The organism is Bacteroides sp. 14(A), from assembly GCF_000526555.1.
Lineage (GTDB): Bacteria > Bacteroidota > Bacteroidia > Bacteroidales > Bacteroidaceae > Bacteroides > Bacteroides cellulosilyticus.
Genome location: NZ_JAGH01000002.1, coordinates 1,115,367 through 1,134,091 on the forward strand (window position 1 = coordinate 1,115,367; position 18,725 = coordinate 1,134,091).

The window sequence follows — 18,725 nt, forward strand, 5'->3', positions numbered from 1 at the left end:
TCGTGTCGAGGCTTTTCTTATGTTTGCAGGAATCCGTGAAAGGACTGCAGGAAGCCGCTGCCACATTGCAGGCGGCTTACAAGGATGGGAAGGTAATAAGGACAGGGGGATAAGCTGAAGGCTGGTCCGGTGTGAGACTTTGACTGGGGAACTTTTGTGCCGGGAGTAAGGTCCAATTGGATTGACCATAGGACCAAATACTTTGCATAAGCCAGATTAAGAGCCATGCTTCATCACCTCATTGATTGCTTCCGATTTAAGATGTTCTCCAACTTTCTTGTCGAAAGATATTTTAAATGAGTAAGCATAATCGCAGGGTTTCCTTTCGGGGAAAGCTATTTTTAAGCCTTCATCAGTTTGTTCCCAATTGATTTTTTCATCAGAACCTAAAAGATTTATGCCTAGTATTTTGGCATCATTTATGGCTTCTTTATTCAAGGATTTCACTAAAACACCATCGTTGCCCCAATTCAAAACAATAGCATAGAAGTCATTACCTTTTGTTGTAAAGCGAATATCTTGGGCTGTGTAAGCCGTTGCTGCATTATCAGAGAAAGAACCTTTTGCTGGTTCAGTGTCACCTTCTCCAAACTTTTTCCAACATCGTGTGCCGTAAATAGCTTCTCCATTTACTTCCAGCCACTTGCCAATAGAAAGCAGTACTTCTTTTTGCTCATCAGTGATGGTTCCATCTGCACGTGGACCTATATTCAGCAGTAGATTTCCGTTTTTACTGACGATATCAATTAAGTCGTGTACAATTTGTTCCGGAGTCTTATTTTCTTCTCCATCGATGTACGACCATGATCTTTTACCTACGGAAGTGTCCGTTTGCCAAGGGAATTGCATCATCTTTCCGGACTTGCCCCGTTCTACGTCCCATACTTGAACATCAGTCGGATACCCTTGTTTGGTATTTACCACTACATTCTCACCCCAATCTAATGCACTGTTGTAATAGTAAGCCATGAATTTATTAAAGTATGGCATCAATACCGGATTGTTAACTGACCAGTCGAACCAGATGAGCTTGGGCTGGTATTTATCCACTAGTTCATAGGTATGGGTAAGCCATTCACGGGCCACATCTTCAGTATATTTTTCGTTGTCATATCTTCTGCCATACAAGGTGATGGTTGTATCCTGCACATCAGAGGGGAAATTCATTCCACCATTGAAGAACCAGGCATTTTCGGCTCTGTGAGTGGATAGTCCGAAAACAAGTCCCTCTTTCTCTATGGCTTTCTTCAATAATCCTATGATGTCCTTTTTCGGTCCCATCTTTACGGCATTCCATTCATTCAAGTCGCTGTCATACATGGAAAAACCATCATGATGTTCTGCAACAGGAACAACATATTTAGCTCCAGCTTTCTTAAATAACTCTACCCATTCTTCGGCATTGAATTTTTCGGCTTTGAATAAAGGTATGAAGTCTTTGTAACCAAACTTATCCTGCGGCCCCCATGTTTCAATGTGATGTTTATAAGAATGGTGTCCTTTCTGATACATATCTCGTGAATACCATTCGCTGTTGTAGGCCGGGACAGCATAAACTCCCCAATGAATGAATATGCCAAATTTAGCATCGACAAACCACTCGGGGAACTGATAGTTCTTTGCTATGTTTTCCCAATTGGGCTGGAAAATTTCTGTGCCTTTAGGCGAAGCAACTGAGTCTATGTTATAAGACTTCTTGCTTGTAGATTGACAGGAGGCGCATAAAGCCAAAGTCAACATAAGATAAATGTACTTTCCCATATTTCAATGTATTTAATAAAGCCGACTAACAATAACATTTAATATTCTAGCTTGCCAAGGTAAAAACGCTTATATTTTTTGAGCTACTATTCATATAGATGGAATATTCGTTCCATTAACTTCCATTTTTCTGAAGAACTGCTGTTAGGAGAACATTCCTGAAACTTAGCTACATAGTTCTCCCATTCCGCTTGCTTGGGTAAGCGTGACAACCTATCCATGGCTGTTTCCCAATCAAAATCAAGAGGTGTTTCTATAATCATGAATAAATATGTGCCCAATATGTATATTTCCATCTCTAGTATCCCTATGGAGCGAATTCCTTGTCTAATTTCAGGCCAAGCTTTTTCCCGACTATGAATATTGCGATATTCTGCAATAAGTTCCGGATCTTTTTTAAGGCTTAATGTCTGACAATACCTTTTTACAGGGCAACCATATTCGTTTATCCGATATCCCTTTTCTTTCATTTTATATGTTTTAAGTTATTTCCTAATAATCATCAATCCTTATCCTGTTTCAATTTTATATCTTTATTAGTGCCAATGACTCTCTGTGAAATCGATCACATGCTGAAAGATTTATTCAGCTCAGTGCGTGGGTAATCCTAATATGAATACTCTGAGAACCTATTTTCATAGGTTGATACCCGATGAAAGTTATCGGAGTCGTACGTTTGGGGGGCAACAATTGGAAAATGCCCATTAAGGTTGGTAATTGCTCCATTAGAAGTTCTGTACAGTATTAAAAGGTTATAATAACTTTTTGCTCCTTCTGTGATCTGAAAATAGTGATTTCAGCTTTTTCTTTCGCAACAATATGTTTCAATGCTTCCTTCAAGTCTTCCAAATTGTTCACAGGAATTCCTTTTATGCCTAGTATAACATCATTGGGAGCGATAAAATCTCTAACAGGACTTCCTAAAGCGTCGACAGAAATCACATAAACCCCGCGTTCCACATCCATACCTGTAGCTGAACGTTCTCCTAATGTATTCAAGCTTTTGAGTGTAATCCCCTTCCAAGTCATGATGGAGCTATCCATGGCATTATTTGCCATAAGTGGTACCGGCATCAAAGGTGTTTTCGCCTTTTGTTTTAGATGAGGTGATAATACCCCGAAGTCATTCATTGAAAAATTATGGAATCCTCCTTTGGTTATGGCTTCAGAATCATCAGCTACATTAAAGTTACCTTTTGCGGCATCCACAAATTGCACTGTTGTTACTATGGAATGAATGTCATTATCCCATCTGCGAGCTGCAATATATGCCGCACTGTCGGTAAAAATGTTATAATCTACCATTTTTCCCCACCCATTAAGATTAATAGGCTTATATTCAGTCATTACAATATTATGTGAAAAAACATCTCCATTATTTTTAAACCATAAATGCGGATGGAGTGTATTATTGATTAAAATATTGTTTGCAACAGTTCGATAAAATCCTTCTCTCAATTTAATTCCTCCATTCAAGCACAGGTTATCATAAATCTGGTAATTGCTGGAACCATCATCCAAATCTATATCCCATCCTCTGTCACAACGTAAACGATTGTGGCGAATTATGATGGGGTTAACTATATCTGCCAGAATTAATGCCGGGTGTTCACAAACGATTTGTGCCATGACATTATAATCCGGATGCCAGAAACGATCACGTCCCCAAGAATTAATAGAACCATGATCTCCTGTCTCTTTTACGGTGTTAAAGATGTCATTGTGTTCAATAATATGTCCTCCCCATGTGCCTTCGCTAATATTTATTCCGGCACGTGGTGTGTCGTAAATGCTGTTATGGCTAATCGTAATATTGCGACACATGGACAGTTCTACTCCGGTTATTTGCTTTTCAAACAAACCGATATTACATATCAAATTGTTATATACCTCACAATAGGCTGGGTGATTCTCATTTAGAGGACCTTTAGCACGATCCATTTTATCCAGGGTGACAAACTCTTCGTACCTAAAACTCGGAGACCGTAGTCCTGCCGGATCTCCGACAAAACAGATGGCACTAGCTCCGATGGAAGTCAGGAAAGAACCGGTTATTGCCGAATGACGATTATATTTATCAAAGAATATGCCATTGCCTCCTACGTTATGGATATAACAATCATGTAAAATGCAATTTTCTGTTCTTCTGAATATAACGGCACCACCTCGATATATTGTCCAGTCCGAACGAAGAAGCGGTTCATAATCTTCCATAAACGTTCTAACGGTTTGCGTGAGTTCTATCCCTTCAATGGTTACATTTTTCACCGGTGCGGATTCTTTTCCTACGATTTCAATCAAATGTTTAAGTTGCGGAGTTTCAAAGGTCGCCTCATTAATGTTCTCCTCTGGTAAAGGATAATAATACAACCAACCTTCATCTTGGTTATAATACCATTCTCCGGGAGCATCCAGTTCTTCAAAGATGTTTTCCACCATCCTATTCTCTTTATGGATTCCCATTGGACGATTGTTTTGCCAACCACCTTCCAACTGTAGTTCACCTTTTGGGGTTTTGCCTATAATGCGATAATGAAAATCCCCCCAGTCATGCTTGTGCATGGCATGTAGATAACCCCCTTCCGGATCTTTCCATTTTTTTACTCTCGCCGGGTCTGTAGCTAAAGCGGATGTGCCATTAAATCGAACCGCCTCCTTATCATAGTTGGGGAAACGGGCCATATGTCTTATATTTCCATTTACAATGAGCATATCCATAATTGGATTTCCCGAAACGCTTGCCCGCATGATGCCTTTTTTGTACTTCTCCCACTTCAGGTTCAATGAAATGCCACTTGACAAAACAACGTTTTCTTCGGGGTATGCTTTTATGGTTAGAGTTTTCGAATCACAGCTGTTTTCCGGAGTTAATACTATTGGCTTATCCAGAATGTATTTTCCTTCTCTTAAGTAAATTGTCACACTATTCTTATCCTCCTTGGCCTTTTCGATTGCTCTATGAATCGAGTGGTAAGGATATGCCTGGCTTCCATCCTCTTTCAATGAAGTAGAATGGGATACATAGTATACCGATTGTGCATGACTGCCTGTCGATACTAAAATTATCAATAAAAATAAAGCGAATACTATTTGGGGTGTTTTCATGGTGCGATAGTTGTTTTATACCAGCTAGCAAAATTAAGATCTTTCATACCGATTTTGAATCTACTCCATCAACGTTCTTTCTTATTTCCTTATTTTAAGAACCGGAGCGATATTATTGAGCTTTTTCTCAGGGAGGTTTATCTGGAGGCCTTCCGAAGTTCTGATGAAATCCAAATTCCCATATCCCAGCAATTCTACTTTCTTAATTCTTCCGGAATATAACTTTTGGTTGGCTGATAATGATTTTATAACAACTTTTCCATCCTCTGGCCAAGCCAGCACTGTTGCGTACAAGGCCTTCTTTGTCTGAGTGAAACGGATTTCCTGTGCTGTAGCCTTACTATATGCTCCTTCGTTGAATCCCTGTGCATTAATCTTGATATCAGCTTCGGCTATCGGTCCTTCGCCGAATACTTCCCAGGGGCGTGTATCGAAAATTGCTTCTTTATTAATATTTATCCACTCTCCAAACTCATTCAATATCTTCTCTTCCTTTTCATCAAAAGTACCATCAGCCCGTAATGGGACACTGAGCAGTAGATTACCGTTTTTGCTAACGATATCAACTAACAGTTTTACAACATCTGCTGCGGATTTATACCAATTGTTCTCGTAGATAGCTGTATTATAATGCCATCCTCCGATGCATGAGCAAGATTGCCATGGTTGCTCCATAATTTGATTGGGGGCACCGCGTTCTACATCCCAAACTATGGCCTTACGTTGGTTTTCATCTAATATCTTACTTAACATAACGGCCTCGAGTTTCCCTTTGTGAGTTGCTATGTTATGGTTATAGAAGGAGCTGCGATTTTCAGTCCGGCATCGCTGACCGGATAAAATGGAGCTACTGTTACGTCAAAATAAATAAGATCAGGGTTGTAGCGGTTGATAGCGTCTACTGTACGGTCATAGAAGTTTGTGCAATATTCTTGTGTAGGTAAACATGCTCCGTTTCCCCAAGCCCATTGGCTGTGAATCATACCGTCAGCCCAACTTTTTTCACTCATCGGATGGTTTTGTGCATACAAATCCTGCGGGTCGTACCCTTCCCACCATTTGCCTTTGCCATCAGCTTTTGTCAATGTACCATCATAAGGAATACCGGCTTTGGGTCCCTTCCTGTCATAACGTTGAGCGGGTTCATACCAAGTCCAGGCATGGTCAGCATGGAAACTGATGCCGAATGGAAGTTCGTACTTGCGTGCGGCTTTCTCCCATTCTGCCAGGATATCACGTTTCGGTCCCATATTCTTTGAATTCCATGGCTGGTATTTGCTATCCCAAAGGTCGAAGTTGTCATGGTGATTGCCTAAGGCGAAAAAATACTGTGCACCTATTTTTTTATAGAATTCAACTAATTTGTCTGGATCCCATTTTTCAGCTTTGAATAAAGGGATAATATCTTTGAAGCCTACTTCAGAGGGGTGACCATAGTGCTCGACGTGATGTTTATATTCCGATGACCCTTCCAGATACATGGAGCGTGCCATCCAATCACCCGAACCTTCCACACATTGCGGCCCCCAATGCGCCCAGATACCGAATTTCGCATTTCTGAACCATTCGGGAACTTGATAGTTTTCCAGTGAGTTCCATGTGGGTTGGAATTTGCCTTGCATCATGGATTCATTTTTTTCCGATATCGGTACCTGATAGTTCTGCGCAGATAGTGTTCCTATCGAAAGCGCTAAAGAAGCTAGTAATATTTTGGTTCTCATAGGTATTAATTTTGTTTCTATTGTACATTGCAAAGATACGGATTAATGGATGGATTGGGTAGGACTTAAAAGCGTTTATTGTGGAATATATCGATGCTTTTCTGTTAAAATGCGGGCTGTGATAGGATGGAATAGATTTTTATGTGGATAAAATCGATAAAACCTTGAAGGATCAATAAAATCGTTTCCCTTTATTAAGTTGAGGTAGATAGTAAAGCCGCAGGCGAGACTTTGTGTCATTGGCCTGCGGCTTGTTTATATCATGGGATATTGTTAGAATAATCTATATATTATTTCTTGCAATATATTGTTTTCTTTTTTGTCAAAAAGGGCAGATTTTATTTACGTACCGAGAACTTATAAATACACTCGCTATGATACTTTTCTCCCGGTCTTAATACCGCCGATGCCCATTCCGGCTTATTTGGTGTATCAGGATACTTCTGTGTTTCCAAGCAGACAGATGCACGGAAGTTATAAACGATTCCCTTCTTGCCCGTCAAAGTTCCATCCAGGAAGTTGCCGCAATATACCTGTATACCGGGTTCATTGGTATAAACATCCAGAATGATGCCGGTAGTCGGTGATTCAAGGGTGGCACACACCTTGTTTACATCTCCTTGAGTATTCAAAACCCAGTTATGATCGATTCCGTTGCCATTCTTCAACTGTTCAAAGTCCTGGTTGATATTGGCACCGATAGCGGTGGGCTTTCTGAAATCCATGGGAGTTCCTTCTACTGTTACTATTTCGCCGGTTGTCATGAAAGTACTGTCTACCGGAGTATAACTATCGGCATTCAGTGTCAGCAGGTAAGCGGAGTTATCCGTAGACGGATCACCATCCAGGTTGAAGTAAGAATGGTTGGTCATGTTGACGATGGTAGGTTTATCCGTTTCTGCTTCATATTGTATATCGATGGCATTGTCATCTGTCAGTTTCATGATAACGGTGCATTGCAGATTGCCGGGGAATCCTTCTTCTCCGTCCTTTGCCAGATAAGTCAGTTGCAATTCCTGGTCGCTCTTCTGTACCCCTTTGTACACACGATACTGGAAACCTTTCGGACCGCCATGCAAGCAATGACCGTAGTTATTCTGCGGTAATTGATATTCCACACCATCCAGTGTGAAGCGTCCCTGGTTAATACGATTGGCATATCGTCCGATACTTGCTCCGAAATCAGACGGATATTTGATGTAGTCCTGTATGGAATCAAAGCCCAGTACCACATCCTTCATGTTTCCATCCTTGTCGGGAACCATGACCGATACGATGCGGCCTCCGAAATTAGTGACACACACTTCCATCTTGTTCTTGTTCTTCAGAACGAACAAGTCCGTTTTCTCACCATTGACTTCTGTCTGGAAATCGCTTCGCTTCAATCCGGATTCGGTCAGTTCTTCTTTTGTAGTTGCGGTACATCCAGCCATCAGAACTGTGCATACCAAAAGAATCAGTTTATTCATATAGTTTTAATTAAAGTGACTGTGGCATTGTGATAAGTAGTTGCATTATGCGTAACTTTTACTTATTACAAACGTAGTGAAGATTGTTTTGAAATCGTAGTAGTATAGCACCAAAAAATAAAACTATTTGTTCATTCTTGAGATCTATGGTAGTGGTAAGGGGTGCTTTCGGTAGTTTTTAACACTTTCTGTAGTAATGTTGTGTTTATATTATACTTGTAGGGGCAATGTTACCCCTACAAGTATATTGCAATTGTTTGTTACTTATTCTTTACTTTTCCGGGAATATGATTCTATAATTTCCGCTCAGATGCATGAAAGCGAAGAGGCGGAGCAATCCGTCATAGTAAGCATCGAAATATCCGTCTTCATACGGCTCATGTTTTGCGTTCCATAACTTATCTACAAACTCGCGGCTTTTCTCGTGGGTACACATCAGTGAGGCGGCGGCAGAAGTGGCAACCAGACCTAAAGAATGTCTTAATGCCTTATGCTCTCCGGCCCGGAGGGTGTCTTTTACTTGCGTGCCGTCTACGTTATACTGATCTACGAAGGTATCAATACCCTGGCTGTAAAGGAAGTTCTGGATTTTATTGCCGTATTCCTGTTGCCACTCTTTGTCGGCACATGCCCAGGAGTAATCTAAGGCGATGTTCATAGGTACGCGCCAGGAGTCAAAGCGGAAAGCATCGCCGATGATGCGGTTGTTGCCCAGCAAACTGCCGTCATAGTTGTTATAATCGGGGTTTAGTCCGGTTACGGGGTGGATACTTTTATGCAGATATTCGCGGCTGCGTTCGGCGCATTCACGCCAGAAGTCAGCTCTGCCGTCATTGGCCCAGCGTGCCCATACTTCGTAAAAAGCGGGTACATGGTAAGACGGGTCGGTAAAACGTCCGCCATGTATGTCCGGAACGAAAGTGATGAGCTTATGCTCCACATTGATGAAAGGCATTACACGGTTTGTGCCGTCTTTCTCCATGGACCAGTTCAGGATATTCTGGGCTTCGGCAAGGTAGTTGATGCCGGTGTCATTTCCCCAACGGTTGGAAGCGAAGATGAGGGCGGTTACATAGTAAAGCTCTCCGTCGGAGGCGGGGCCTTGGGAGTTACGGGTACCGTCCGTTGCACAACTCCAGGCAAAGTAACCTTTCAGTGGACCATCCTGGTGCTGCATGTACTTTGTGCCCCATCGCCAGAGACGGTCGAAGATATCCTGACGGTCGAACTGGACGGCAATCATTAATCCGTAGGACATACCTTCGGTGCGGACGTCATGATTTTTGACGTCGCTGATATATGCCATAGAATCGCCTACTTCGAAATATACTTTGTCAGGGCCGTAGAACACACCGTCGAAGACGGATTTGAGTTTGGCGTCAATGTCTGCCTGTTTATAACCCATCTCGGCAAAGAGATTCCGGTATTTCTGTGTCTCAAAGGCACCTTTATCCCAGGGCTTTGTCGGGTCTGCCTGACTGCACGATGCTCCGGCGATGAGACAGAGGAGGAGATAGAATAAATTCTTCATAAAGGAATGTTTTTAGTGAATTTAAAGGAGTTAAGCGAGCTATTTAATAGTGACAGGAATTGATTTCAGTTGTTTCAGTTCCGATGTACCGCCATACAGAATTTCATAATCACCTTCTATCGGACGCATAGTGTTGGTACTTGTATCAAACCATTCAAAATTTTCTTTGCTCAAAGGTATGGTGACATTATTTGTTGCCCCTTTAGCTATCGCTACACGTTTAAAGGCACGGAGTGCATGTGAAGGTCCCTCTTTATCGCCCGGATGGCGCAGATATACCTGTACCACTTCTTCACCATCGTATTTACCCGTGTTGCTAACAGGAATAGTCAAAGTAACTTGTTCCCCATCTTTGATTTCAGATGTATTCAAAGAAGCGTTTCCATATTGGAAAGTCGTGTAACTCAACCCATGACCAAAGGGGAAGAGCGGGTTTTCCGTCATATAGCGGTAAGTACGTCCTTTCATGGAGTAGTCCTCGAAGTCCGGCAATTGCTTGGTGCTCTTATAGAAAGTCACCGGAAGACGTCCTGCCGGATTATAATCTCCGAATAGAACGTTTGCAATGGCTGTACCACCTGCCTGACCGGGATACCATGCTTGCAGGATAGCATCGCATGTTTTCGATTCGGGAGTCAGGGCGATAGCGGAACCGGAGAAGTTGACGAATACGATCTTCTTTCCGGCTTTCTTCAATTCGGCAAGCAGACGGCTTTGGATAGACGGAAGTTCGATGGTTTCGCGGTCACCTCCCTTGAAGCCGGGAATGTTGACATGCATTTCCTCACCTTCCACTGCCGGGGATATACCTCCGGCAAAGATGATAACATCTGCCTCTTTTACTTTGTCTACGGTTTGTTTCAGGTCAACGGGAACTTCGCGTCCCATGTCAAAATCGAGTGCGGCATCACGGTTGCGGAAAGCAAAATCAATCTTGATACGATATTCTTTTCCGGCTTCTGCCTGGAGGGTGTAGACTTTGGACTTGTTTTTGAAATTCATGCCTGCGGCAACTTCCTTGCCGTCAATTGAGAGTTTGGTTATCCCTTGGGTCTGGAAACGGAAGGCGATATCTTCACTCTTGGCGGGACGGAATACGGATTCGTAACTGGCGGAGAAATCTTGTAGGTTGATGCCGGCAGCAAAGGTCGTGGCACCGGTGGTGATGAAGTGGAAGGGTGTGCTGATGTGATTGGTTACATCCGGTATCCCTTCCTGTTTCGTATTATTCCAGTATTTGGCACTGAAACCTTGCTTGCCATCCATGCTGCATTGCTGGAATACACTTTGCAAAGTGACGTCGGAGGTCAGGTCGCATCCGGGTTCGTAGATGATCTGTGATTCGGGCAGATATTCGCGGATACCCTCCAATAGAGTGATGGTATGTGAGGGAAAACCATTGTAGTTGCCCCATTGCATTACGGAGTCATTGGCATTAGGTCCTACCACGGCCACTTTCAGGTTCTTGTTTAAAGGCAGTAAACTTTGATTGTTTTGCAGCAATACAAGGCTCTCACGTGCCATACGGAGTGCCAGTTCACGATGTTCTTTACTATCTACTACGCTGTAAGGAATTTGTGCCCAGGACACTTGTGAAGGTTCGTCCATCTCACCCAACTCAAAGCGGGCTTTCATCAGGCGCTTCAGAGAGATGTCTATCTGTTTCTCGTCAATCAATCCTTCCTTTACGGCTTCGGGCAGTGAAGCATAGCTGTCGCCACATTCCACATCTGTTCCGGAGAGTACGGCTTTGGCGGAAGCGTGTTGTTTGTCGGGATCAGTTTCATGGGCACCTTTGTTGTAGAAGTCGCTGATTGCCCAGCAATCCGATACTACGATTTCTTTATATCCCCATTCATCACGCAGAATTTGCATAAGCAGGCGGTTACTTCCGCAGCAGGGTTCACCTTCAAAGCGGTTGTAGGCACACATCACTTCTTTTACGTGCGCTTTTTGAACCAGGTCTTTAAAAGCGGGCAGATAAGTTTCCCATAAATCACGCGGGTCGATGTTCTCGGCATTGAAACTATGGCGGTTCCACTCCGGACCGGAATGTACGGCATAGTGCTTGGCACAGGCATGCAGCTTATCATACTTCTCTCCTTCAGGTCCTTGCAGGCCGCGTACCACTGCCATACCCATCTGCCCTGTGAGGTAAGGATCTTCTCCGTAAGTTTCCTGTCCCCGTCCCCAGCGCGGATCACGGAAGATGTTGATATTGGGTGTCCACATGGTGAGCCCCTGATAACGTTTTAATCCGCCTTCTTTGCTGAATTCGGTATTCTTGGCACGTGCTTCATCCGAAACTGCGGTGAATACATCGTAAAGCAGTTCGTTGTTGAAAGAAGCTCCCATACCGATGGCTTGCGGAAATACAGTGGCCAGTCCGGCACGTCCTACGCCGTGCAGCGCTTCGTTCCACCAGTCATAGGCTTTTATACCCAGTCGGGGGATGGCAGGAGATGTGTTTTGCATCAATGCGGCTTTCTCTTCCAATGTAAGTCGGCCTACCAGATCATTGGCGCGTTCTTCCGGGCTTAGAGCCGGGTTCTTGTAGGGAGGTTGTGAACAGGAAAGGAAGCACAGACACAGGCATCCGATTCCGGTGAGCAACTGAAGTTTTCTTTTCATGGTATTAGTGCGTTTTTATTGTTATTAATAGACTTCTGTTTTGTCATTGTGGATGACGATTACAAAAATAGGCAGAAAAGAGGATTTGGAAGAAGAATCGTATTTCAGAAAGTTGAGTCTATGTTACAGATTTCCTCCGGATGTTACATCTTGTTTTGCTGAGGTTACATTAAAGAGAAAAATGCCTGTTACAGGCTATATTCCGGAGGGGGATATTGTAATTTGTTGTGTTAACCTGTTGGCGGGATTTGTTTCTTTCCGGTATAGTAATGAGTTTTCACCACAGAGTAACACAGAGTTTCACAGAGTTTAATCAATTTGAAATCAAAAAGAATAGAACTCCGTGAAACTCTGTGTTACTCTGTGGTGAATTAATTCATAACCCTACAAGAAGGAATCAATTGCGCCAACAAATCATATTAGTTCCTTCCTTCTGCTTTCTCACATCGGATCAGAACCTTCTGTTCATTATTTAAGGTCGTAGCGAACAGATAAACTTCTCCGCCTTCGCTCAGTTTGATACGTTTACGGAGTTCCGCTACTGAACTTGGAAAGTTACGAACCGTGATATTGGCTTTCTTCAGATCTCCTAATACGCCTTTTAGCTCTTTCTTATTTAATGTACATACCCCCGTTATCCGGAAACTTCTTCCGGGAAAGTTCTTTATCGGTTCACCGGAAGTATAGAGGTGGCTGTTAGGATGCAGCTTCTTTACCTTATATATACAGGCTACATTGCGGAAAGCCCCTGCTTTGAGGATGGACGCGTTGGGTTCGTACAGATATTTATCTAAAGTACCGGTATATTCACTCGGGCTTGATTGTTCCTGTTCGCGGGTGAAGGTGAAGAACTGTCCGGTTGTCTTTGTATTTCTCCCATCCTTCGTTTGCAGATTGATGCAATGGATAGGAATATTCTCTGCGGCAACAGTGTTGTGTCCCAGGATAAGCAAGAGTTCCTTGCATTCATTGTTTACAGAAACAATATGTGCTTCCTGTACGTACTTTAAATCCTGAATAGCCAAAGACAGGTCGAGCATAGGGGAGAGCTTCACCATTACGTGCTGCGCCTTTTCGAGTAGCAGGGATTCCAGTTCTGCTACATTCGGTTCACAGTCGGCAATGGCAACAGTCTTACCGCCATGCCCGTCACGACGGGCAGGATCAATGAATATCCAGTCGACGGAAGACATCTCTTGCAGATGCCGGATGCCGTCTTTGTTTTCTATCTGGATATGATTCAGACCTAGTAATGGGAAGTTGTGCGATGCAATCTCGCAAAGAACTTCCTGCCGTTCCACATAGGTGACATGATGGAATTTCGGAGAAAGAAAAGCACAGTCTATGCCGAAGCCTCCGGTTAAGTCGGTCAGTGTGCCGGAGGAAGACTCCGGAATGATAGATGCTTTGTATCGTGCCGTAGCTTCCGAAGAACATTGCTCTAACGATAGGTGACGGGGATATAGAACGCCTTCTTCCTCATGCCAGGACGGTATTTTCTCAGCTGCCGCCTGTCTGCCCGCTATCTGCGTCAGTGCAACAGGCATATCCACACCGGGATATTTCGGTGCTTGCAGTGCCAGGCTGCGTACATCATCCTTGCAATGTTCACGTATAAAACGAAGGGTTTCGCCATTCAATTCCATAAACCTTGTCGTTTAGTAGTTTCTTTGAAGCCATAATCCGAAGAAACGGTCGTAAATCTGATAAGCTCCCGCCTCTTGTGTGACAAAATCCTTCTCCAACAGTCCTTTTAATGCCGATTGTACAGAGCTGGAAGATGGCAATCTATATTTCTTGATAAATGCACCGGAAGTGATGGCACTTGCTTTCCCTTCTTTGGTAATGGCAATGAGCAGTTCTTTTTGTTTCTCGGGCATCCGGAAAAGGGTTTCGGAGTAGGTATATTGGAATGAGCCTATGATTTGACAGATGGCTTCCTCAACCATTGAAACATCTGCAACCTCATGAACAGGCGTCATGTCATACAGGGTATGCAATACTTTCTGCATATACCAGGTGATGCCTTCGAAATATTGGTATATCTGTTCGATAGCTTCTTTGGATATGTTCTTCTCTGCTTCTTTGAAGTGTTTCTGAGCAAATTTGATGTATTCCTCTAAAGGAATACTTTCCAGATGCATCATCGATACACTCTGATAGAAAGGGCGTGAGGCTGTCAGAAATATATTGCCCATAATGTGCCTCTGGCTTCCGGCAAAGATGAAATGGGCATTGTTGCAATGTTGCACGTAAGTGCGCAGGATAGCTTCCACATTGTCTTCCGCATAATTTGTGATTTGCTGGAATTCGTCGATGGCTACGATACAGGGCTTGTTCGCCTGTTCCAGATAATGGAATATTTCATCCAGCGTAGCGTCCGGAGATTGGATGTCTCCCAAGCCTAAATTGAATGAAGGGTTACCATTGAAGTCGAATGTCAGACTGGCTTGCAGTGACTTCATCGTTTCCCAGAAAGTCTGTATCGTTTTCTTGCCCGAGGACTTCAATGACTCGATAATTTCTTTGCTGAGAGCAAACACAAATTCACGCAGAGATTTGGTCGCATATATATCAATAAAGAATGTGTAATATGTCTTTTGAATTTCTTTACTCTGGAAACAATGACGTATCAATCCTGTCTTACCCATTCTTCGCGTTGAGATTAACGCGATATTATTACCATTGGTAATTTGCCGGATAAGCATCTCACTCTCCGCTTTCCTGTCACAGAAATAGGCGGGGGATATGTATCCGTTTATAATGAAAGGGTTTCGGATGATTAGCATGGCTTCTTTACTTTATGATGATTATGCAAAGATAATTATTATAAAGTAATAATGCAAAGAAAATAATGGTGGCTTCACTTAGACCTGTACTTGTGCCTCCCGGAGCATCGTCTCCATAATATCCAGATCAGAGTTAACCTCGCCTTGCAGCAAATACTTATCCCGCTTGCGCGCTACTTTTTCATAAATCTCTTTCGCCCGTTCCGGTTGATTCTCCCAATACAAGGCAAGAGCACACAGCAAGCGTTGTTTGGAAGACATCATAATCTTATACCGTTGGATGTATCTCTTTATCTTATCTGTATAAAGCCGCTCTACTTCTTCTTTTCTCCGTTTACCTATCAGTTCGAGGAACAGGAGTTCACACTCGATTTCTTTTACGTATAGTCCGACAATTTCCTCTTTATGCCGCTCTATTTTGCTAAACAGGACGTGTGCGGTTTCAAATTCTTTCCGGTCTACATAGCGCGAAATATAGAGCAGTTTAACGGCAACCTGCATGATATTCCTGTAATCTGTCACTTCATCGTTCGGAAACCATTCGTCCGGCATGTCTTTCAGTCTTACGCCTTTCTGAACTTCAGCGTTGACGGCTAACTGTAGTGCCAGATACTTCCGGGTATTCAGGTCCCGGTGCATCAATATCAGGTTGTAGGCATCATTCGTGATGCCCGACATCTTCAATGGAATACCGTTCATCAGTGCTAGGAAGAAGCCGCAGATAAAGGAGAATAGAAGGAATAAATGTAAAGGTAGCGGTATCTCGGGATAGGCAACCCAAAGAACAAGTGCAAGGATTGCCGTCAGCAGATTCATCAGTACTCCGCCTGCATTATACCAGAAATAAGGCAACTGTTCGTAAGGCTTATCCGGTGGAGAGAGCAGGCATTGTCCGCCCGTGCCGGAGATGGAGAAGCGTTTGAAACGGAACTTTCCTTTTTCTTTTATCAGTGTAAGGCTACCTACCCGAAAAGAAACGAACCGGTAACCGGTGGCAAGTCCGAAGATCAGATGCCCGCCTTCGTGGAGAATGATTTGTACAAAAACGGCAAGGATGAGACAAGTCAATGATAAGATACAGGAAAGCAAGAGTCTGCTTAACTGTATGTTTCCCATATTCCCGAAGAATTCACTTAATGTGGTTTCCGTAAAGAATGTAATGCAAAGCACCACTGCACCGAAGCCGATGCATGCACCGAACAGGGTGGAAAGTATAAGTTTGAGAGCTTGTTTCATAGTTGCATGGTATGGAGTTCTTACCCGGTTTGTCTGCACAAATATAAAGGAATATAAGGAACTTTATGGTATAACCTTGTATTTTTGTTTAGCTTCCTGTCGGCTGCACCAGTTAAAATGCCACCACTCGCTGGGCAATGCGCGAAAACCTGCGGTACGCATGACGCTCCGCAGCAGTTGCCGGTTCGCCTGTTCCTGCTTTGTCATTTTTCCGCTTTGCACCAGTGCGGCTTCATTCGTGATGTGAGCTTCGGGACCGAGGTGGTCTACTTCCGTACCCATCGGCAGGGGATTTCCCGCTTCATCCTGTATGCTGATGTCTACTGCCAGACCGTAGTTGTGCAGTCCGCCACCACGTGCGGGATTGGAAACATAGATATACTTGGAGGTGCCTTTCACTACATTCCACATTTTCTGCTGCACACTCATCGGGCGGGCGGCATCATACACGATGAGGCGACGGCCGGGGTATCGCTTTTTCAGTTCCTGTTGCGCCAGTAGCAGTCCTTTCATGGCATCGGGATGCAGGTACGCCTCATGCAGATCTTCGTATAGCACCTTTCCCGTGAAATTATCCGCCCGGGTATACATCAGGTCTACGATGATGCTACTGTCCGCTTCGGCAATATTCACCAGTCCGATGCTTTCCAGATATCTTGCCGTTTCACTTTTTTGTGCGGATGCGGGGATAAACCAGAGAACAAGTAGAAAATAATATATATACTTCATGCCTTTTTTTTCTTTGCCTGCAAAGGTACGAATTCCCACCGGATTAGCCATTCCGTGCGAATACATAGATTTTGTCTATTTCCTCATAGAATTTATCAGTTTGTAATGAACTTACGAATCCTTACATTTGTTTCATATATTAATTATCTAAACAAAAATACCATGGAAAAGAAAAAACTCACTTCTGCCAACGGGCGCCTGATCGCCGACAATCAAAACACTCAGACCGCAGGACAACGTGGTCCTATCATGATGCAAGACCCTTGGTTTCTGGAAAAACTTGCACACTTCGACCGTGAAGTGATTCCCGAAAGACGTATGCATGCCAAAGGTTCCGGCGCATACGGTACGTTTACCGTAACACATGACATCACAAAGTACACCCGTGCTGCCATCTTCAGCGAAGTTGGTAAGAAGACGGAGTGCTTCGTGCGTTTCTCCACCGTAGCCGGTGAACGGGGAGCTGCTGATGCTGAACGTGATATCCGTGGTTTTGCCATGAAGTTCTATACAGAAGAAGGCAACTGGGATTTAGTGGGAAATAATACTCCTGTATTCTTCCTGCGCGATCCGTTGAAATTTCCCGATTTGAACCATGCCGTAAAACGTGACCCGCGCACCAATATGCGCAGTCCGAACAATAACTGGGATTTCTGGACCCTGCTGCCCGAAGCTTTGCATCAGGTGACCATCACGATGAGTCCCCGTGGTATTCCTTATTCCTATCGCCATATGCATGGTTTCGGTAGTCATACTTATAGCTTTTTCAATGCCGCCAACGAACGTATTTGGGTGAAGTTCCATCTGCGCACCCTGCAAGGCATCAAGAATCTGACCGACCAGGAGGCCGAGGCTATCATTGCCAAGGATCGTGAATCGCACCAACGCGACTTGTACGAGAGCATCGAAAAGGGTGACTTCCCGAAGTGGCAATTCCAGATACAGCTGATGACGGAAGAGCAGGCGGACGAATACCGCATCAATCCGTTCGACCTTACAAAGGTATGGTCGCACAAAGATTTCCCGCTTCAGGATGTAGGTATCCTGGAACTGAACCGTAACCCGGAAAACTACTTTGCCGAAGTAGAACAAGCTGCTTTCAATCCGCAGAATATAGTGGAAGGTATCGGTTTCTCTCCCGACAAAATGTTGCAGGGACGCCTTTTCTCTTATGGTGATGCACAGCGTTACCGCTTGGGAGTGAATGCGGAACAGATTCCGGTAAACAAGCCCCGTTGCCCGTTCCATGCTTACCATCGTGACGGTGCCATGCGTGTAGACGGTAATTACGGCAGTGCCAAGAGCTACGAGCCCAACAGCTACGGTGAATGGCAGGACTCTCCCGAGAAGAAAGAACCGCCTTTGAAAGTTCATGGCGACGTTTATAACTACAATGAGCGTGAGTACGATGATGATTACTACAGCCAGCCGGGTGATCTTTTCCGACTGATGTCTGCTGAAGATCAGCAACTGACGTGCGAAAATACAGCCCGTGCCATGGGTGATGCCGAACTCTTCATTAAGCAACGCCATGTGCGCAACTGCTACAAAGCTGATCCGGCCTACGGTACAGGCGTAGCCAAAGCTTTAGGTATTGATCTGGATGAAGCATTGAAAGCAACCCGATAGTTAAGGGATGTCCTGAACAACACTAAGACCTTATATGCAAAAGATGGCATCTATTACATCAAAAGATGCCATCTTTTACAGTGAAAGATGCCACCTTTTGCAACGAAAGATGGCATCTTTTGCA

11 protein-coding genes and 1 pseudogene are annotated in these 18,725 nt (G+C 43.8%); 1 reads left to right on the top strand and 11 read right to left on the bottom strand.

The features are described 5' to 3' along the window. Positions 1-216: 216 nt before the first annotated feature. The 11 genes and pseudogenes from K429_RS0111680 to K429_RS0111730 all read right to left on the bottom strand — a co-directional run bounded on the left by K429_RS0111680 (position 217) and on the right by K429_RS0111730 (position 16,972). Positions 217-1,761: an alpha-L-fucosidase gene (locus K429_RS0111680; RefSeq protein WP_026367040.1), complete on the bottom strand. Its 1,545-nt coding sequence runs from the start codon at positions 1,759-1,761 to the stop codon at positions 217-219. 86 nt (positions 1,762-1,847) lie between these two features. Beyond that, a complete protein-coding gene (locus K429_RS0111685) occupies positions 1,848-2,231 on the bottom strand; it encodes an L-rhamnose mutarotase (RefSeq protein ID WP_007211630.1) in 384 nt (127 codons plus the stop codon). A gap of 274 nt (positions 2,232-2,505) precedes the next feature. Then, positions 2,506-4,866: a PDZ domain-containing protein gene (locus K429_RS0111690; RefSeq protein WP_026367041.1), complete on the bottom strand. Its 2,361-nt coding sequence runs from the start codon at positions 4,864-4,866 to the stop codon at positions 2,506-2,508. A gap of 81 nt (positions 4,867-4,947) precedes the next feature. Further along, positions 4,948-6,587, bottom strand: a pseudogene (locus K429_RS28680) (alpha-L-fucosidase). A gap of 338 nt (positions 6,588-6,925) precedes the next feature. Continuing rightward, complete coding sequence (locus tag K429_RS0111700) at positions 6,926-8,056, bottom strand: aldose epimerase family protein (protein ID WP_026367042.1); 1,131 nt, start codon at positions 8,054-8,056, stop codon at positions 6,926-6,928. Positions 8,057-8,327: 271 nt separating this feature from the next. Next, entirely contained in the window at positions 8,328-9,587 is a 1,260-nt protein-coding gene (locus K429_RS0111705; RefSeq protein WP_026367043.1) for a glycosyl hydrolase family 8, read from the bottom strand. Positions 9,588-9,626: 39 nt separating this feature from the next. After that, positions 9,627-12,218, bottom strand: a complete 2,592-nt coding sequence (xyl3A, locus tag K429_RS0111710; protein ID WP_026367044.1) for a xylan 1,4-beta-xylosidase — start codon at positions 12,216-12,218, stop codon at positions 9,627-9,629. Between the two features lie 419 nt (positions 12,219-12,637). Further along, entirely contained in the window at positions 12,638-13,864 is a 1,227-nt protein-coding gene (locus K429_RS0111715; RefSeq protein ID WP_026367045.1) for an SAM-dependent methyltransferase, read from the bottom strand. Positions 13,865-13,876: 12 nt separating this feature from the next. After that, entirely contained in the window at positions 13,877-15,007 is a 1,131-nt protein-coding gene (locus K429_RS0111720) for an ATP-binding protein (protein ID WP_026367046.1), read from the bottom strand. Positions 15,008-15,085: 78 nt separating this feature from the next. Beyond that, positions 15,086-16,243, bottom strand: a complete 1,158-nt coding sequence (locus K429_RS0111725; RefSeq protein WP_026367047.1) for a M50 family metallopeptidase — start codon at positions 16,241-16,243, stop codon at positions 15,086-15,088. Positions 16,244-16,306: 63 nt separating this feature from the next. Next, positions 16,307-16,972, bottom strand: coding sequence for a M15 family metallopeptidase (locus K429_RS0111730; protein WP_026367048.1), 666 nt, complete (start codon positions 16,970-16,972; stop codon positions 16,307-16,309). A gap of 162 nt (positions 16,973-17,134) precedes the next feature. On the opposite strand from K429_RS0111730, the gene K429_RS0111735 reads away from it, so the two are divergent. After that, a complete protein-coding gene (locus tag K429_RS0111735; RefSeq protein WP_026367049.1) occupies positions 17,135-18,601 on the top strand; it encodes a catalase in 1,467 nt (488 codons plus the stop codon). Positions 18,602-18,725: the final 124 nt, after the last annotated feature.

Coding starts and splice junctions, on each gene's coding strand:
- xyl3A (WP_026367044.1), bottom strand. CDS start 12,218: ATGAAAAGAAAACTTCAGTTGCTCACCGGAATCGGATGCCTGTGTCTG.
- K429_RS0111735 (WP_026367049.1), top strand. CDS start 17,135: ATGGAAAAGAAAAAACTCACTTCTGCCAACGGGCGCCTGATCGCCGAC.
- K429_RS0111685 (WP_007211630.1), bottom strand. CDS start 2,231: ATGAAAGAAAAGGGATATCGGATAAACGAATATGGTTGCCCTGTAAAA.
- K429_RS0111680 (WP_026367040.1), bottom strand. CDS start 1,761: ATGGGAAAGTACATTTATCTTATGTTGACTTTGGCTTTATGCGCCTCC.
- K429_RS0111730 (WP_026367048.1), bottom strand. CDS start 16,972: ATGAAGTATATATATTATTTTCTACTTGTTCTCTGGTTTATCCCCGCA.
- K429_RS0111690 (WP_026367041.1), bottom strand. CDS start 4,866: ATGAAAACACCCCAAATAGTATTCGCTTTATTTTTATTGATAATTTTA.
- K429_RS0111720 (WP_026367046.1), bottom strand. CDS start 15,007: ATGCTAATCATCCGAAACCCTTTCATTATAAACGGATACATATCCCCC.
- K429_RS0111715 (WP_026367045.1), bottom strand. CDS start 13,864: ATGGAATTGAATGGCGAAACCCTTCGTTTTATACGTGAACATTGCAAG.
- K429_RS0111700 (WP_026367042.1), bottom strand. CDS start 8,056: ATGAATAAACTGATTCTTTTGGTATGCACAGTTCTGATGGCTGGATGT.
- K429_RS0111725 (WP_026367047.1), bottom strand. CDS start 16,243: ATGAAACAAGCTCTCAAACTTATACTTTCCACCCTGTTCGGTGCATGC.
- K429_RS0111705 (WP_026367043.1), bottom strand. CDS start 9,587: ATGAAGAATTTATTCTATCTCCTCCTCTGTCTCATCGCCGGAGCATCG.